Origin of the sequence: Streptomyces sp. NBC_00234, assembly GCF_036195325.1 — a bacterium.
Classification (GTDB): Bacteria; Actinomycetota; Actinomycetes; order Streptomycetales; family Streptomycetaceae; genus Streptomyces.
The window spans coordinates 2,145,373-2,161,828 of record NZ_CP108101.1 but is presented as its reverse complement, the minus strand read 5'-3'; the positions used below and the strand labels follow the sequence as shown (position 1 = coordinate 2,161,828).

Genomic DNA, 16,456 nt, shown 5'->3' with positions numbered 1-16,456 from the left:
GCAGTGTCGTCCAAGGAACCGCCGCGCCGCCGCGTACCCGGCCCGGCACGCCCCCGTAACGCGGCGGGCGGCTCGGGCCGCCCGCGGCCAGGCGCCCGCAGGCCACGCCCCTCCTCCGGGCGGCCACGCGCCGGCGCGCAGCGCACCGGCGCCCCGCGCTCCCTCCGCCTCGGCAGCCCGCGCCCGCGTCTGCGGCTGGTCAGCCTCGCCCTGACGCTCGTCATGCTGGCCTTCGTCGTCCGGCTCCTCCAGGTCCAGGCCGTCGACGCCAGCGCGTACGCGGCCAAGGCCGAGGAGAACCGCTACCTCGAGTACACGGTCGCCGCCGAGCGCGGCGAGATCACCGACCGCAACGGGATCGCGCTGGCCACCAGCGTCGACGCGCACAACATCACCGCCGACCCCAAGATGTTCACCCCCGAGGACAGCAAGGCCCCGGACGCGCCCCAGCAGGCCGCCGCGCTCCTCGCTCCGATCCTCGGCAAGGACGTCGACGAGCTGACGAAGAAGCTGTCGACCCCCAAGAGCCGCTACACGCTGCTGGCGACCAGGCAGACCCCGCAGGTCTGGAAGCAGATCAAGGACCTCAAGTCCGTCTTCGCCGAGAAGGCCGAGGAGGATCGGGCCAACGGAGGCCCGGGCGCCAACGTGCTGGCCGGAGTGCTCCAGGAGCCCACCACCAGGCGGGTCTATCCGAACGGTGACCTGGCCGCCGGAATACTCGGATTCGTCAACGCCGAGGGCAAGGGCGGCGGCGGCCTCGAATCGAAGCTCGAGACGGAGCTCGCCGGACAGGACGGCAAGATCCGGTACGCCCATTCCGGCGGCCGGCGCGTGCCGACGGCCGGTGCCAGGGAAGTCCCGGCCGTGCCCGGCGCCGACATCGAGCTCACCATCGACCGCGACATCCAGTGGGCTGCCCAGCGGGCCATCGCCGACCAGGTCAAGAAGTCCAAGGCGGACCGCGGTTACGTGATCGTCCAGAACACACGGACCGGCGAGGTGCTGGCCATGGCCAACGCCCCCGGGTACGACCCGAACGACCTCTCGCAGGTCAACGCCGCCACCCTGGGCAACGCGGCACTCCAGGACGTGTACGAGCCCGGCTCCACCAGCAAGGTCATGTCCATGGCCGCCGTACTGGAGGAGGGGGCCGCCACGCCCGACACCCACGTCACGGTCCCCAACCGGCTCCACCGCGGTGACCGGCTGTTCAGGGACGACGTCGACCACCCCACCTGGTACCTCACGCTCAACGGCGTACTGGCCAAGTCCAGCAACATCGGCACCATCCTGGCGACCGGTCAGCTCGGGAAGACCCAGGCCGAGTCCAACAAGGTCCTGTACTCGTATCTGCGCAAATTCGGGCTCGGCTCCGTCACGGGGCTCGGCTACCCCGGCGAGTCGCCCGGTCTCCTCGCGAAGCCGCAGGACTGGTCGACCTCGCAGCAGTTCACGATCCCGTTCGGCCAGGGTCTCTCCCTGAACGCCATGCAGGCGGCATCGGTCTACTCGACGATCGCCAACGGAGGGGTCCGGATCGCACCCAGCCTCGTGCGCGGGACCAAGGACGCGGACGGCGGATACACCGCCGCGCCCGTCCCCGAACAGACCCGGGTGGTCAGCCGCAAGACGGCCAAGACGCTGGCGGTCATGCTCGAGTCCGTGGTCGACGACCACGAGGGCACCGGGACCAAGGCGGCGATCCCGGGCTACCGGGTCGCGGGCAAGACCGGCACGGCCAACCGTGTCGACCCGGACCGCGGCGGCTACCACGGCTACACCGCGTCCTTCGCGGGCTTCGCGCCCTCCGACGACCCGCAGGTCACCGTCTACTGCGCGATCCAGAACCCCACCAAGGGCAGCTACTTCGGCGGCCAGACCTGCGGTCCGATCTACAAGAAGGTCATGGAGTTCGCGCTCAAGTCGCTCCAGACCGCACCGTCCGGCAGCAAGCCCGCCCGGCTGCCGGTGTCCTTCAAGCCCGGCGAGTGACAAGGCGGGCGCTGCGGGTCCTGGCCGGGCTCACGATTCGCAGTAGCCCCGAGGGAACCCTCAGTGACAACGATCACCCCTGACCCCGGGAACCGGAACGAGAAGTACCGCGACCCCGGCCCCTCGCTTCGCGAGAGGCCGGGTGAGCCCGGTACGCTCACCGCCGTGCCCCACCCTGATCAGTCCCAGAACACCCAGAAGGACGCGCCTGTGAGCTACCCGGGAGCGCCCCGACCGGACCGGCTCCGGCCCACCTCCCTCGGCCAGCTGGCAGCCATGCTCGGTGTCGAACCACCCGGGTCCGGCGAGGTCACCGGCATCACGCACGACTCGCGGGCCGTGCGCCCGGGCGACGTCTACGCCGCCCTGCCCGGTGCCCGCTTCCACGGAGCCGACTTCGCCGCCCAGGCCGCGGGGCTCGGAGCGGCGGCGGTCCTCACCGACGCGGCGGGCGCCGAGCGCGCCGCCGCCACCGGAGTCCCGGTCCTCGTCACCGAGGACCCGCGGGGCCGGATGGGCGAAATCGCCGCGGAGATCTACGGGCGGCCGGGCGCCGCCCTGCTCCAGATCGGGATCACCGGAACGTCCGGCAAGACCACCACGGCGTACCTCGTCGAGGGCGGGCTGCGCGGGGCCGGCCGCAACACCGGGCTGATCGGCACCGTCGAGATGCGGATCGGCGACGTGCGCATCAAGTCCGAGCGCACCACCCCCGAGGCCACCGACCTCCAGGCCCTGTTCGCGGTCATGCGCGAACGCGGCACCGAAGCGGTCGCCATGGAGGTCTCCAGCCATGCCCTGGTGCTCGGCCGGGTCGACGGCTGCGTCTTCGACGTCGCCGTCTTCAACAACCTCAGCCCGGAGCACATGGAGTTCCACTCCGGGATGGAGGACTACTTCCAGGCCAAGGCGCAGCTCTTCACCCCGCACCGCAGCCGTCTGGGCGTCGTCAACTTCGACGACGAGTACGGCCGCAGGCTGATCGACGAGGCGACCGTCCCGGTCGTCTCCTTCTCCGCCGAGGGCCACCCGGACGCCGACTGGCGTGCCGAGGACGTCGAGGTCGGCCCGCAGGACAGCACCTTCGTGGTCGTCGGTCCCAAGGGTGAGCGGATCAGTGCCAAGGCCCCGCTGCCCGGCCCGTTCAACGTCGCCAACAGCCTCGCCGCGATCGTCACCCTGGCCGTCGCGGGCGTCGACCCGCAGATCGCCGCCGACGGTGTCGCGGCCGTTCCCGGCGTCCCCGGCCGGCTGGAGCGCGTGGACGCCGGCCAGCCGTACCTCGCCGTCGTCGACTACGCCCACAAGACCGACGCGGTCGAGTCCGTCCTGCGCTCGCTGCGCAAGGTCACCGAGGGCAGGGTCCACATCGTCCTCGGCTGCGGCGGCGACCGGGACACCACCAAACGCGTCCCGATGGGCGCCGCGGCGGCCCGCCTCGCCGACACCGCCGTACTGACCTCCGACAACCCCCGCTCCGAGGACCCCCTGGCCATCCTCGCCGCGATGCTCTCGGGCGCCGCCGAGGTCCCCGTCCACGAGCGCGGTGACGTCCTCGTCGACGCCGACCGGGCCGCGGCCATCGCCGCGGCCGTCGCCCGCGCCGAGCCGGGCGACACCGTCCTCGTCGCGGGCAAGGGACACGAGCAGGGCCAGGACATCCACGGAGTGGTACGCCCCTTCGACGACCGCAAGGTCCTGCGCGCCGCCATCGCGCGCTCCATGGGCCGCGAGAGCACCGAGGACGCCTCCGAGGGCGCCGCGGACCGCGCCCACACCCACGAGAACAACAGTCAGGGATGACCAAGTGATCACCCTTTCCCTCACCGAGATCGCCGAAATCGTCGGCGGGCAGTCGCACGACATACCCGATCCGGCAGTCATCGTCGACGGGCCGGTCGTCATCGACTCCCGGGAGGTGAAGCAAGGCAGCCTGTTCGTCGCCCTGCCGGGCGAGCGGGTCGACGGCCACGACTTCGCGCAGCGCGCCGTCGAGGCGGGCGCGGCAGCAGTGCTGGCCGCCCGCCCCGTCGGTGTTCCGGCGATCGTCGTCGACGACGTCGAGGCGGCGCTCGGCGCACTCGCCCGCGCCGTCGTCGGGCGCCTCGGGGCCACCGTCGTCGCGCTCACCGGCTCGGCTGGCAAGACCTCGACCAAGGACCTGATCGCCCAGCTCCTGGAGCGCAAGGCCCCCACCGTCTGGACGCCGGGCTCGTTCAACAACGAGCTCGGCCTGCCGCTCACCGCACTCCGCGCCACCGACCTGACCCAGCACCTTGTCCTCGAAATGGGCGCCCGCGGAGTCGGCCACATCCGCTACCTCACTGGCCTCACACCCCCGCGGATCGGCCTGGTCCTCAACGTCGGCACCGCGCACATCGGCGAGTTCGGCAGCCGCGAGACGATCGCCGAGGCCAAGGGCGAGCTCGTGGAGTCCCTGCCCTCCGCGGCGGAGGGCGGCGTCGCCGTCCTCAACGCCGACGACCCCCTTGTACGGGCCATGGCTTCCCGCACAAAAGCCCGGGTGCTGCTCTTCGGAGAGGCCGCGGATGCGGACGTACGGGGAGAGAATGTCCGCCTGACGGAGAATGGGCGCCCCGCTTTCGAGCTCCACACACCCACCGGGTGCAGCGACGTGACCTTGCGCCTGTACGGTGAGCACCACGTGTCGAACGCGCTCGCCGCGGCCGCCGTCGCCCATGAGTTGGGCATGTCCGTGACTGAGATCGCCGATGCGCTCTCCGAGGCGGGCACCCTCTCCCGCTGGCGCATGGAGGTCACCGAGCGTCCGGACGGTGTGACGGTCGTCAATGACGCCTACAACGCGAACCCCGAATCCATGAGAGCCGCACTCCGTGCGCTGGCTGCCATGGGCAAAGCCTCACGGGCCGGAGGGGGGCGTACGTGGGCGGTGCTCGGTCAGATGGCCGAGCTCGGTGACGCGTCGCTCGCCGAGCACGACGCTGTCGGACGGCTCGCCGTCCGGCTCAACGTCAGCAAGCTCGTCGCAGTCGGAGGAAGAGAAGCCTCCTGGCTGCAACTGGGCGCATATAACGAGGGTTCGTGGGGTGAGGAGTCGGTGCACGTGTCCGACGCACAGGCGGCCGTCGACCTGTTGCGCAGTGAACTGCGCCCGGGAGACGTCGTGCTGGTGAAGGCGTCCCGGTCGGTCGGCCTGGAGAAGGTCGCCCTGGCACTGCTGGAGAACTCGACCGAGGGCGAGGTCGCCGTCCGATGAGGCAGATCCTCTTCGCAGGGGCCATCGGGCTCTTCCTGACCCTGGTCGGTACTCCGCTGCTGATCAAACTCCTGGCCCGCAAGGGCTATGGGCAGTTCATCCGGGACGATGGCCCGCGCAGCCACGGCAGCAAGCAGGGCACGCCCACCATGGGTGGTATCGCCTTCATCCTGGCGACGATCATCGCGTACGTCCTGGCCAAGGTGATCACCGGCGAGGAGATGCGTTTCTCCGGCGTGCTGGTGCTCTTCCTGATGGCGGGCATGGGTCTGGTCGGCTTCCTCGACGACTACATCAAGATCGTCAAGCAGCGTTCGCTGGGCCTGCGGGCCAAGGCGAAGATGGCCGGCCAGCTGATCGTCGGTATCGCCTTCGCGGTGCTGTCGCTCCAGTTCGCCGACGCCCGCGGCAACACCCCTGCATCCACCCGGCTGTCGTTCGTCGAGGACTTCGGCTGGTCCATCGGCCCGGTGCTCTTCTGCGTCTGGGCGCTGTTCATGATTCTCGCCATGTCCAACGGCGTGAACCTGACGGACGGTCTGGACGGCCTGGCCACCGGTGCGTCGGTGATGGTCTTCGGTGCGTACACCTTCATCGGGCTGTGGCAGTTCCAGGAGTCCTGCGCCAACGCGGACACCCTGACCAACCCCAGTGCCTGTTTCGAAGTGCGTGACCCACTCGACCTCGCGGTCGTGGCCTCCGCCCTGATGGGTGCCTGCTTCGGCTTCCTGTGGTGGAACACCTCGCCCGCCAAGATCTTCATGGGCGACACCGGTTCGCTCGCACTCGGCGGAGCCCTCGCCGGTCTGGCGATCTGCTCCCGTACGGAGTTCCTGCTCGCCCTCCTCGGCGGCCTCTTCGTGATGATCACCATGTCCGTGGTCATCCAGGTCGGCTCGTTCAAGATGACCGGCAAGCGCGTCTTCCGTATGGCTCCGCTCCAGCACCACTTCGAACTCAAGGGGTGGTCCGAAGTCCTTGTCGTGGTCCGCTTCTGGATCATCCAGGGCATGTGCGTGATCGTCGGCCTCGGCCTCTTCTACGCGGGATGGGCAGCCAAGAAGTGAGCAACGTGGACTGGCAGGGCAAGCACGTCACGGTCGCCGGGCTCGGCGTCAGCGGTATCCCCGCTGCGCGTGTCCTGCACGGACTCGGGGCACTGGTCACCGTTGTCAACGACGGCGACGACGAGCGCTCCCGTACCCAGGCCGCCGAGCTGGAGGCGCTCGGGATCACCGTGCGCCTCGGCGACGGGGCGACCCTGCCCGAGTCCACCGAGCTGATCGTCACGGCCCCGGGCTGGAAGCCCGACAAGCCGCTCTTCCTCGCAGCCGCCGAGGCGGACGTCCCCGTATGGGGCGACGTCGAACTCGCCTGGCGGCTGCGGGGCCTGGACGGCAGGAAGCCGGCCCCGTGGCTCGCGGTCACCGGCACCAACGGCAAGACCACGACCGTACGGATGCTCGCCTCGATCCTCGAAGCGGCCGGGCTGCGGACGGCTGCCGTCGGCAACATCGGCGTCTCCCTGCTGGACGCGGTCCTGGACGAGAAGCCGTACGACGTCCTGGCCGTCGAACTCTCCAGCTACCAGCTGCACTGGGCGCCCTCGGTGCGCGCCCACTCCGCGGCCGTACTCAACCTCGCCCCGGACCACATCGACTGGCACGGCTCCATGGAGGCGTACGTAGCCGACAAGGGCCGGGTCTACGAGGGCAACACCGTCGCCTGCGTCTACAACGTCGCCGACCCGGCGACCGAGGACCTGGTGCGCGAGGCCGACGTCGAAGAGGGCTGCCGGGCCATCGGCTTCACGCTCGCCACCCCCGGCCCCTCGCAGCTCGGCGTCGTCGACGGGATCCTCGTCGACCGGGCCTTCGTGGCCAACCGGCAGAAGCAGGCCCAGGAACTCGCCGAGGTCGGCGACATCGACCCGCCGGCCCCGCACAACATCGCCAACGCCCTCGCGGCGGCGGCCCTCGCCCGCGCCTTCGGCGTGGAACCGACGGCGGTACGCGACGGACTGCGCGCCTTCCGCCCGGACCCCCACCGCATCGAGCACGTCGCGGACATCGCGTCGGTGGCGTACATCGACGACTCCAAGGCCACCAACACCCACGCCGCCGAGGCGTCGCTCGCCGCCTACGACCCGATCGTCTGGATCGCCGGCGGCCTCGCCAAGGGCGCCACCTTCGACGAGCTGGTGAGCGGGGCGGCGAAGCGGCTGCGCGGCGTCGTGCTGATGGGTGCCGACCGGCAGCTGATCCGCGAAGCCCTGGCGCGACACGCGCCCGAGGTACCGGTGGTCGACCTGGCCCGGACCGACACTGGGGCGATGTCCGAGGCGGTCAGGGAAGCGGCAGAGCTCGCCCGGCCGGGCGACACCGTACTGCTGGCCCCGGCCTGCGCCTCGATGGACATGTTCGTCAACTACAACAAGCGGGGCGAGGCGTTCGCGGACGCGGTCCGCACGCTCGCGGCCGAGAGCGCCTGACGGGCCCGGTCTCCGCGCCGTACTGTCCGGGAAACCGGGAAACCGGGCCACCGGCCGCAGGGCCGCGGCCCCCGGGCCCGGCGACAGCCCCGGGCACGAGCAGTGGAGGGGACAGCGACAATGCCGGCCGAACAGAGCTCCGTGCGAAGCCGGGACCGCTCACGGGTGACCGCTCCGGCCCGCCGGGCGTCCGGAGGCCCCCGCCGGCCCCGCGCCGGCGGCGTCCGTCGGCTCTACGAGCAGGCACGCCGGGCCTGGGACCGCCCTCTGACCGCCTACTACCTGATCCTCGGCTCCAGCCTGCTGATCACCGTGCTCGGCCTGGTGATGGTCTACTCCGCCTCGATGATCAAGGCGCTGGACTACGACCAGCCGGCCACCTTCTTCTTCCGCAAGCAGTTCCTCGCCGCCGTCATCGGGGCCGGACTGATGCTGATCGCCTCGAAGATGCCCGTGAAACTCCACCGGGCCCTCGCCTACCCCCTGCTCATGGTCACCGTCTTCCTGATGGTCCTGGTCCAGGTGCCGGGGATAGGGATGGCGAGGGGCGGCAACCAGAACTGGCTCTACCTGGGCGGCCCCTTCCAGCTCCAGCCCAGTGAGTTCGGCAAGCTCGCCCTGATCCTCTGGGGTGCCGACCTGCTGGCCCGCAAACAGGACAAGCGGCTGCTGAACCAGTGGAAGCACATGCTCGTGCCGCTCGTCCCGGTCGCGTTCATGCTCCTCGGGCTGATCATGCTCGGCGGCGACATGGGAACTGCGATGATTCTCACCGCGATCCTGTTCGGCCTGCTCTGGCTGGCCGGTGCGCCCACCCGGCTGTTCGTAGGGGTGCTCGCCGTCGCGTCGGCCATCGGCCTGATGCTCATCAAGACCAGCCCCAACCGTATGGCGCGACTGGACTGCATGGGTGCGAGCGAGCCCGGTCCCGGTGGCTCCTGCTGGCAGGCCGTACACGGAATCTACGCTCTGGCGTCCGGCGGATGGTTCGGTTCCGGGCTGGGTGCGAGTGTGGAAAAATGGGGCCAACTACCTGAACCGCACACCGACTTCATCTTCGCCATCACGGGGGAGGAACTGGGGCTGGCGGGGACGCTGTCGGTACTCGCCCTCTTCGCGGCTCTAGGCTATGCGGGTATCCGCGTGGCCGGACGCACGGAGGACCCCTTCGTGAGGTACGCCGCGGGAGGCGTGACCACCTGGATCACGGTGCAGGCCGTGATCAACATCGGTGCGGTGCTCGGCCTGTTGCCGATCGCCGGTGTCCCGCTCCCGCTGTTCTCTTACGGGGGGTCGGCCCTGCTGCCGACGATGTTCGCTGTCGGGCTCATGATCGCCTTCGCGCGAGACGATCCCGCGGCGAAAGCGGCCCTGGCCATGCGGAGGCCCGGGGTGAGATGGAAGACGATGAGACGGCGCGTCAAGAAGCGTCCGTCCGGAGAGCGGTGAATTTCGGTGCATGTCGTACTCGCCGGTGGGGGGACCGCCGGCCACATCGAGCCCGCGCTTGCCCTCGCAGATGCCCTGCGCAGGCAGGACCCGACCGTGGGAATCACTGCCCTCGGCACGGAACGCGGTCTCGAGACCAGGCTCGTACCCGAGCGGGGGTACGAACTGGCGCTGATCCCGGCTGTGCCGCTGCCCCGTAAGCCCACCCCCGAACTGATCACTGTCCCGGGACGGCTGCGCGGCACGATCAAGGCCGCCGAGCAGATCCTGGAGCGCACCAAGGCGGACTGTGTCGTCGGCTTCGGCGGCTACGTGGCGCTGCCCGGCTACCTCGCCGCCAAGCGCGCCGGGGTGCCGATCGTCGTCCACGAGGCCAACGCCCGCCCGGGCCTGGCCAACAAGATCGGCTCGCGTTACGCGCACGGGGTCGCCGTCTCCACCCCGGACAGCAAGCTCCGCGGTGCCCGCTACATCGGCATCCCGCTGCGGCGCACCATCGCCACCCTCGACCGGGCCAGGGTCCGCCCCGAGGCACGTGCCGCCTTCGGGCTCGACCCGAACCTGCCGACGCTGCTGGTCTCCGGCGGTTCGCAGGGCGCCCGTCACCTCAACGAGGTGGTCCAGCGGGTCGCGCCCCTGCTCCAGCGCTCCGGGATCCAGATCCTCCATGTGGTCGGCCCGAAGAACGAATTGCCGCGTATCGACAACATGCCCGGGATGCCGCCGTACATCCCGGTACCGTACGTGGACCGGATGGACCTCGCGTACGCCGCGGCCGACATGATGCTCTGTCGTGCCGGCGCGATGACCGTCGCCGAGCTCTCCGCCGTCGGGCTTCCCGCCGCCTACGTCCCGTTGCCGATCGGCAACGGCGAACAGCGGCTCAACGCCCAGCCAGTGGTCAACGCGGGCGGCGGTCTCCTGGTGGACGACGCGGCGCTCACCCCCGAGTGGGTGCAGGGCAACGTCCTCCCGGTGCTGTCGGACCCGCACCGGCTGTACGAGATGTCCCGCGCCGCGGCGGAGTTCGGACGGCGGGACGCCGACGACCTGCTCGTCGGCATGGTGTACGAGGCGATTGCCGCACGCCGCCAGGCGTGAGGCGGTGCAGGACCCGGGGCGTGCGCCCCGGGTCCGGCTAAGGAGCGAGCGTGGCCGGACCGACGACCGCCCAGCGCGGTTCAGGGCAGCAGGCGGACACCCCCGCCAGGCCGCCGCACATCGGCCCCGAGGGGCAGCGGATCAGTCGTCGAACGCTGCTGATCCTGATCGCGGTGCTCGTGGCCCTGCTCACCGCAGGCGGAATCTGGCTGCTCTACGGCTCTTCGTGGCTACGGGCCGAACAGGTACGGATCACCGGTGTCGAGGTGCTGACAGAGGCCGAGGTGAAGGACGCCGCCGCGGCGCCGATCGGGGCGCCGCTGATTTCCGTCGACACCGATGCGATGGCCAACAGGTTGCGCCAGAAGTTGCCTCGTATCGATTCCGTGGATGTCGTACGGTCATGGCCGCACGACATCGGACTTAAAGTGACCGAACGGAAACCGGTTCTGCTGGTGGAAAAGGGCGCAAAGTTCATCGAAGTGGACGCGAAAGGCGTTCGCTTCGCAACGGTGGACAAAGCGCCCCCGGGCGTGCCTCTGCTGGAATTGACACCTGATCAGTCCGCGAGCCTCCGCCGCTTCGGCAGTGACCGGCTGGTGCGGGAAGCGGTCCGGGTCGCCGGTGAACTGCCGGGAAGCGTCGCCAGGGACACCAGGGTCGTACGGGTCACCTCGTTCGACTCGATCTCCCTGGAACTCACCCGGGGGCGCGCGGTGAACTGGGGCAGTGGTGAAGACGGGCCGGTGAAGGCAAGAGTCCTCACCGCTCTCATGAAAGCCGCTCCCAAAGCGGGGCACTTCGACGTGAGTGCACCCATCGCCCCGGCCGTATCGGACAGTTGACGCACGTTTGGCCTGGCCAGCACCCTGGTTGGTCAGCGCTACGGGTGATCACATAGGGTGAAAAGAAAAACGGGAGGTTCGGCGTGTTCGTTGAACGTGCGCCACTTGTCGACTTAGTGTCCTGTTCGGAAGAGTCCAAGAAGCAGACACACTGGTAACCCTAAACTTCAACGTTAGGGTTCGGGTCGGCGTTCGGACCGTCCCAATCGGCATCCGTCGTCGCGGCGGAATCACCGCAACGCGACGACACGTAACTCGAGGCGAGAGGCCTTCGACGTGGCAGCACCGCAGAACTACCTCGCAGTCATCAAGGTCATCGGTGTCGGCGGCGGTGGTGTCAATGCCATCAACCGAATGATCGAGGTCGGTCTCAAGGGCGTCGAGTTCATCGCGATCAACACTGATGCGCAAGCCCTGTTGATGAGCGACGCCGACGTCAAACTGGACGTCGGCCGTGAACTCACCCGTGGCCTCGGCGCCGGGGCAAACCCGGCCGTCGGTCGCAAGGCGGCAGAAGACCACCGTGAGGAGATCGAGGAGGTCCTCAAGGGGGCCGACATGGTCTTCGTCACCGCAGGAGAAGGCGGCGGCACCGGCACAGGCGGCGCACCCGTCGTCGCCAACATCGCGCGCTCGCTCGGCGCCCTGACGATCGGCGTGGTCACCCGCCCGTTCACGTTCGAGGGCCGGCGACGCGCGAACCAGGCGGAGGACGGCATCGCCGAACTCCGCGAAGAGGTCGACACCCTCATCGTCATTCCCAACGACCGACTGCTGTCCATCTCGGACCGCCAGGTCAGCGTGCTCGACGCGTTCAAGTCGGCCGACCAGGTGCTGCTCTCGGGCGTCCAGGGCATCACCGACCTCATCACGACCCCGGGTCTGATCAACCTCGACTTCGCCGACGTCAAGTCGGTCATGTCCGAGGCCGGATCGGCGCTCATGGGTATCGGATCGGCCCGCGGCGACGACCGCGCGGTGGCCGCCGCGGAGATGGCGATCTCCTCGCCGCTCCTGGAGGCGTCCATCGACGGCGCCCGTGGCGTCCTGCTCTCCATCTCCGGCGGCAGCGACCTCGGTCTCTTCGAGATCAACGAGGCCGCGCAGCTGGTGAGCGAGGCGGCCCACCCGGAGGCGAACATCATCTTCGGCGCCGTCATCGACGACGCGCTGGGCGACGAGGTCCGGGTCACCGTGATCGCCGCCGGGTTCGACGGCGGACAGCCGCCGGCCCGTCGCGAGAACGTCCTGAGCGCCAACTCCACCAAGCGCGAGGAGCCGGCTGCGCCGGCCCGGGCCGCCGAGCCCGCCCGTCAGACGGGCGGACTGGGTTCCGTGCCCTCGCGCGAGGAGTCCCCGGTGCAGGCCGAGCCCGCACCGGTGGCGAACGAGAACCCGCTTCCGCCGGTCTCGCCGCCGCACGTCCCGACGGCCCGTCCGTACCAGGACACCCAGGCCGAAGAGCTGGATGTTCCGGACTTCTTGAAGTGATAGGTCCGCACGACGCAGTGCCCGCAGTGTTCTCGGCGGGAAGCGGCGCCCATTTCGCCTTCACCGACAGGTGGGGCGGGGTGAGCGCCGCTCCGTACGAGGAGCTCAATCTCGGTGGCGCGGTCGGGGACGACCCCGCCGCCGTACGTGCCAACCGCGAGCGCGCGGCCCGTTCCCTCGGTCTCGACCCGGCGCAGGTCGTCTGGATGAACCAGGTGCACGGACGGGACGTGGCCGTGGTCGACGGCCCCTGGGGCGGGACCGCGGACATCCCGGCGGTGGACGCGGTGGTGACCGCCAGGCGCGGACTCGCCCTCGCCGTCCTCACCGCCGACTGCACGCCGGTTCTGCTCGCGGACCCGGTCGCGGGAGTCGTGGCCGCGGCGCACGCCGGCCGCCCGGGTCTGGTCGCCGGAGTCGTTCCGGCCGCGGTCGAGGCCATGATCGCTCTCGGCGCCGAACCGTCCCGGATCAGCGCCCACACCGGACCGGCCGTCTGCGGACGGTGTTACGAGGTTCCGGCGCCGATGCGGGCCGAGGTCGCCGAGGCGGTTCCCGCCTCGTGGTCCGAGACCAGCTGGGGAACACCGGCCGTGGACGTCACCGCCGGAGTCCACTCCCAGCTCGACGGTCTCGGTGTGGGCGACCGGCACCGTTCCCCGTTCTGCACACTGGAATCGGGCGATCACTTCTCGTACCGCCGCGACCGCACCACCGGGCGGCTCGCCGGATATGTCTGGTTGGACTGATAGGACATGACGGAACGCAGGGCTCAACTCGCAGCAAATCTGGCACAGGTGGAGGAACGCATTGCTTCCGCCTGTGCCGCGGCCGGTCGCAAGCGGGAGGAAGTCACTCTCGTCGTGGTCACCAAGACCTATCCCGCGAGCGATGTGCGGATCCTGCACGGACTCGGTGTGCGGCACGTCGCCGAGAATCGCGACCAGGACGCGGCCCCCAAAGCCGCCGCTTGTGCGGATCTGTCGCTCACGTGGCACTTTGTCGGACAATTGCAGACGAACAAGGTTCGTTCTGTGGTGAGTTATGCCGATGTCGTGCAGTCGGTGGACCGCACCAAGCTGGTGTCGTCCCTCTCGGCGGCGGCCGTGCGCGAAGGGCGCGAACTCGGATGTCTCATCCAGGTCGCGCTCGACGCCGGGAGCGGTGAGCGGGGAGACCGGGGCGGCGTCGCGCCGGACGGGATCGGGGAGTTGGCCGCGGCGGTGGACGGGGCTCCCGGACTCAGGCTCGACGGTCTGATGACGGTCGCCCCGCTCGCCGGTCCGTACGCGGGCCGCCAACGGGCCGCCTTCGATCGGCTGATGGAAATCTCATCCCGCCTGCGCGCGGACCATCCGGCTGCGAACATGGTCTCCGCAGGGATGAGTTCGGATCTCGAGGACGCGGTGGCGGCCGGAGCGACACATGTACGCGTCGGTACGGCGGTACTCGGAGTCCGACCCAGCCTCGGGTAACGTCGCGAAGCAAGTCGGACCACAGCAGAAAATATGGTCATTTCCGCCCAAGGCGGTCAGGCCACAGTGGATCGCGGGCACTTGGTGACGAATGCCGATCCACCACAGAGCGGAGGACTCAGAGCATGGCCGGCGCGATGCGCAAGATGGCGGTCTACCTCGGCCTCGTGGAGGACGATGGGTACGACGGTCCGGGGTTCGACCCCGACGATGAATTCGAACCCGAGCCGGAGCCCGAGCGGGACCGGCGGCGGCATCAGCCCGCGCATCAGGTGGAGCGGGAACGCGAGCGCGAACGGGACGAACCGGTACGAGTAGTACAGCCGCCCGCGCAGCGGGAGCCGGTTCAGCTCCCCGCTGAAAGCGGACGACCCGCCCGAATCGCACCCGTGGCATCCATCACACCTGAACGCCCGAACATGGAGAAGAACGCACCCGTGATCATGCCCAAGGTCGTGTCCGAGCGGGAGCCGTACCGCATCACCACGCTGCACCCCCGGACCTACAACGAGGCCCGTACCATCGGGGAACACTTCCGTGAGGGCACTCCGGTGATCATGAATCTCACGGAGATGGACGACACGGACGCGAAGCGACTTGTCGACTTTGCCGCGGGACTCGTCTTCGGTCTCCATGGCAGCATTGAACGAGTGACGCAGAAGGTGTTCCTGTTGTCGCCTGCTAACGTCGATGTCACGGCGGAGGACAAGGCCCGGATCGCAGAGGGCGGATTCTTCAACCAGAGCTGAGAACACGACACCGGGAACGAACCGGCCGAGAGGCCGGAGCTACGAGAGCCAGGGGAGAGGGAAGCGCGAGCTATGGGCGTCGCACTGGATGTGGTCTATATCGCGCTGATGTGTTTCCTCATCGTGCTGATCTTCCGGCTGGTCATGGACTACGTGTTCCAGTTCGCACGTTCATGGCAGCCGGGCAAGGCGATGGTGGTCGTTCTTGAGGCCACCTACACAGTCACCGATCCACCGCTCAAGCTTCTGCGGCGGGTCATCCCGCCGCTGCGTCTCGGGGGCGTGGCACTCGACCTGTCCTTCTTCGTTCTGATGATCATCGTCTACATCCTGATCAGCATCGTGATCAGGCTGTGAGCGATACGGTCTTGCCGACTGCCGACGACTACGTAGAGGTGAAGAAGAGATGCCGCTGACCCCCGAGGACGTGCGGAACAAGCAGTTCACGACCGTCCGCCTCCGAGAAGGCTATGACGAGGACGAGGTCGATGCCTTCCTCGACGAGGTCGAATCCGAGCTGACGCGCCTGCTCCGCGAGAACGAGGACCTGCGCGCCAAGCTGGCCGCTGCCACGCGCGCTGCCGCGCAGAACCAGCAGCAGCAGGGCATGCGCAAGCCGGAGCCGCAGGATCGTCCCGGCGCGCCCGTTCCCGCCGCCATATCCGGTCCGCCGGTGCAGCAGCAGCCCCCGCAGATGGGCCCGCCCCAGCTGCCCGGTGGCGCTCCTCAGCTGCCCGCCGGTCCCAGCGGCCATGGCCCCCAGGGTGGCCACGGTCCCGGTCCGCAGGGCCCGCACGGCCCCGGCCCGATGCAGGGTGGCCCCATGGGTCCCATGGGTGGCCACAACCCGCAGCAGCAGCAGATGCAGCAGATGCAGATGCAGCAGCCGCCGCAGATGCAGCAGCAGGGCCCCGGTGGCGACAGTGCCGCCCGTGTCCTCTCGCTCGCGCAGCAGACCGCCGACCAGGCGATCGCGGAGGCCCGTTCCGAGGCCAACAAGATCGTCGGCGAGGCGCGCAGCCGTGCCGAGGGTCTGGAGCGCGACGCGCGAGCCAAGGCTGACGCCCTGGAGCGGGACGCGCAGGAGAAGCACCGCGTGGCGATGGGTTCGCTGGAGTCGGCCCGCGCGACGCTGGAGCGCAAGGTCGAGGACCTGCGTGGCTTCGAGCGCGAGTACCGCACCCGCCTGAAGTCCTACCTGGAGAGCCAGCTGCGTCAGCTGGAGACCCAGGCGGACGACTCGCTGGCTCCGCCGCGGACGCCGGCGGCCGCTTCCCTGCCGCCGTCGCCTTCGCTGGCTCCGGCCGGTGCGGGTGCGATGGGTCACGGCATGGGCGGCAACCACGGCGGTCACACCGGCCAGCAGATGGGCGGCAACCCGTCCATGGGCGGTGGGCCCTCGTACGGTGGCCAGCAGCAGATGTCGCCCGCGATGACGCAGCCGATGGCACCGGTACGGCCGCAGGCGCCGCAGCCGATGCAGCAGGCTCCGTCGCCGATGCGCGGGTTCCTGATCGACGAGGACGACAACTGAGCGGTTCGCGCTCGCTGAGCGCGTAGCCGTCGGCAGGCTGAAGGGCCGGGCCCCGGGATTTCCCGGGGCCCGGCCCTTTGCCGTGGGC

Annotated in this window: 14 protein-coding genes; all 14 read left to right on the top strand. The window is 69.6% G+C overall.

The features are described 5' to 3' along the window. The first annotated feature begins 3 nt into the window (after positions 1 to 3). Positions 4 to 1,995 (top strand): peptidoglycan D,D-transpeptidase FtsI family protein, encoded by a 1,992-nt coding sequence (locus OG230_RS09375; protein WP_328909683.1) that lies wholly within the window; start codon positions 4 to 6, stop codon positions 1,993 to 1,995. Between the two features lie 63 nt (positions 1,996 to 2,058). Continuing rightward, positions 2,059 to 3,798 (top strand): UDP-N-acetylmuramoyl-L-alanyl-D-glutamate--2,6-diaminopimelate ligase, encoded by a 1,740-nt coding sequence (locus tag OG230_RS09370; protein ID WP_443051522.1) that lies wholly within the window; start codon positions 2,059 to 2,061, stop codon positions 3,796 to 3,798. A gap of 4 nt (positions 3,799 to 3,802) precedes the next feature. After that, entirely contained in the window at positions 3,803 to 5,233 is a 1,431-nt protein-coding gene (locus OG230_RS09365) for a UDP-N-acetylmuramoyl-tripeptide--D-alanyl-D-alanine ligase (protein WP_328909682.1), read from the top strand. Beyond that, a complete protein-coding gene (gene mraY, locus OG230_RS09360; RefSeq protein ID WP_328909681.1) occupies positions 5,230 to 6,300 on the top strand; it encodes a phospho-N-acetylmuramoyl-pentapeptide-transferase in 1,071 nt (356 codons plus the stop codon). The genes OG230_RS09365 and mraY overlap by 4 nt, the downstream gene beginning before the upstream one ends. Next, positions 6,282 to 7,724 carry a UDP-N-acetylmuramoyl-L-alanine--D-glutamate ligase gene (gene murD, locus OG230_RS09355; protein ID WP_328909680.1) on the top strand — a complete coding sequence of 481 codons (1,443 nt, stop codon included), beginning with the start codon at positions 6,282 to 6,284 and terminating at the stop codon, positions 7,722 to 7,724. The genes mraY and murD overlap by 19 nt, the downstream gene beginning before the upstream one ends. Positions 7,725 to 7,844: 120 nt before the next feature. Next, positions 7,845 to 9,173, top strand: coding sequence for a putative lipid II flippase FtsW (gene ftsW / locus OG230_RS09350; RefSeq protein ID WP_328909679.1), 1,329 nt, complete (start codon positions 7,845 to 7,847; stop codon positions 9,171 to 9,173). 6 nt (positions 9,174 to 9,179) lie between these two features. Continuing rightward, positions 9,180 to 10,274 carry an undecaprenyldiphospho-muramoylpentapeptide beta-N-acetylglucosaminyltransferase gene (gene murG, locus OG230_RS09345; RefSeq protein WP_299531088.1) on the top strand — a complete coding sequence of 365 codons (1,095 nt, stop codon included), beginning with the start codon at positions 9,180 to 9,182 and terminating at the stop codon, positions 10,272 to 10,274. A gap of 50 nt (positions 10,275 to 10,324) precedes the next feature. After that, a complete protein-coding gene (locus OG230_RS09340) occupies positions 10,325 to 11,119 on the top strand; it encodes a cell division protein FtsQ/DivIB (protein WP_328909678.1) in 795 nt (264 codons plus the stop codon). 276 nt (positions 11,120 to 11,395) lie between these two features. Next, on the top strand, positions 11,396 to 12,610 hold the full coding sequence (ftsZ, locus tag OG230_RS09335; RefSeq protein ID WP_328909677.1) for a cell division protein FtsZ: 1,215 nt from the start codon (positions 11,396 to 11,398) through the stop codon (positions 12,608 to 12,610). Beyond that, positions 12,607 to 13,359 carry a peptidoglycan editing factor PgeF gene (gene pgeF, locus OG230_RS09330; RefSeq protein ID WP_443051520.1) on the top strand — a complete coding sequence of 251 codons (753 nt, stop codon included), beginning with the start codon at positions 12,607 to 12,609 and terminating at the stop codon, positions 13,357 to 13,359. Before ftsZ ends, pgeF begins: the two co-directional genes overlap by 4 nt. A 6-nt stretch (positions 13,360 to 13,365) precedes the next feature. Next, on the top strand, positions 13,366 to 14,085 hold the full coding sequence (locus OG230_RS09325; RefSeq protein WP_328909675.1) for a YggS family pyridoxal phosphate-dependent enzyme: 720 nt from the start codon (positions 13,366 to 13,368) through the stop codon (positions 14,083 to 14,085). Positions 14,086 to 14,210: 125 nt separating this feature from the next. Continuing rightward, complete coding sequence (locus OG230_RS09320; RefSeq protein WP_073725275.1) at positions 14,211 to 14,834, top strand: cell division protein SepF; 624 nt, start codon at positions 14,211 to 14,213, stop codon at positions 14,832 to 14,834. A gap of 72 nt (positions 14,835 to 14,906) precedes the next feature. Beyond that, positions 14,907 to 15,191: a YggT family protein gene (locus OG230_RS09315; protein ID WP_328909674.1), complete on the top strand. Its 285-nt coding sequence runs from the start codon at positions 14,907 to 14,909 to the stop codon at positions 15,189 to 15,191. A gap of 49 nt (positions 15,192 to 15,240) precedes the next feature. Continuing rightward, entirely contained in the window at positions 15,241 to 16,368 is a 1,128-nt protein-coding gene (locus OG230_RS09310) for a DivIVA domain-containing protein (RefSeq protein WP_328909673.1), read from the top strand. The last annotated feature ends 88 nt before the right edge of the window (positions 16,369 to 16,456 follow it).

What these genes read in the sequence shown, in the direction of transcription:
- mraY (WP_328909681.1), top strand. Translation starts at nt 5,230, where the DNA reads ATGAGGCAGATCCTCTTCGCAGGGGCCATCGGGCTCTTCCTGACCCTG.
- murD (WP_328909680.1), top strand. Translation starts at nt 6,282, where the DNA reads ATGGGCAGCCAAGAAGTGAGCAACGTGGACTGGCAGGGCAAGCACGTC.
- ftsW (WP_328909679.1), top strand. Translation starts at nt 7,845, where the DNA reads ATGCCGGCCGAACAGAGCTCCGTGCGAAGCCGGGACCGCTCACGGGTG.
- OG230_RS09325 (WP_328909675.1), top strand. Translation starts at nt 13,366, where the DNA reads ATGACGGAACGCAGGGCTCAACTCGCAGCAAATCTGGCACAGGTGGAG.
- OG230_RS09320 (WP_073725275.1), top strand. Translation starts at nt 14,211, where the DNA reads ATGGCCGGCGCGATGCGCAAGATGGCGGTCTACCTCGGCCTCGTGGAG.
- OG230_RS09315 (WP_328909674.1), top strand. Translation starts at nt 14,907, where the DNA reads ATGGGCGTCGCACTGGATGTGGTCTATATCGCGCTGATGTGTTTCCTC.
- OG230_RS09310 (WP_328909673.1), top strand. Translation starts at nt 15,241, where the DNA reads ATGCCGCTGACCCCCGAGGACGTGCGGAACAAGCAGTTCACGACCGTC.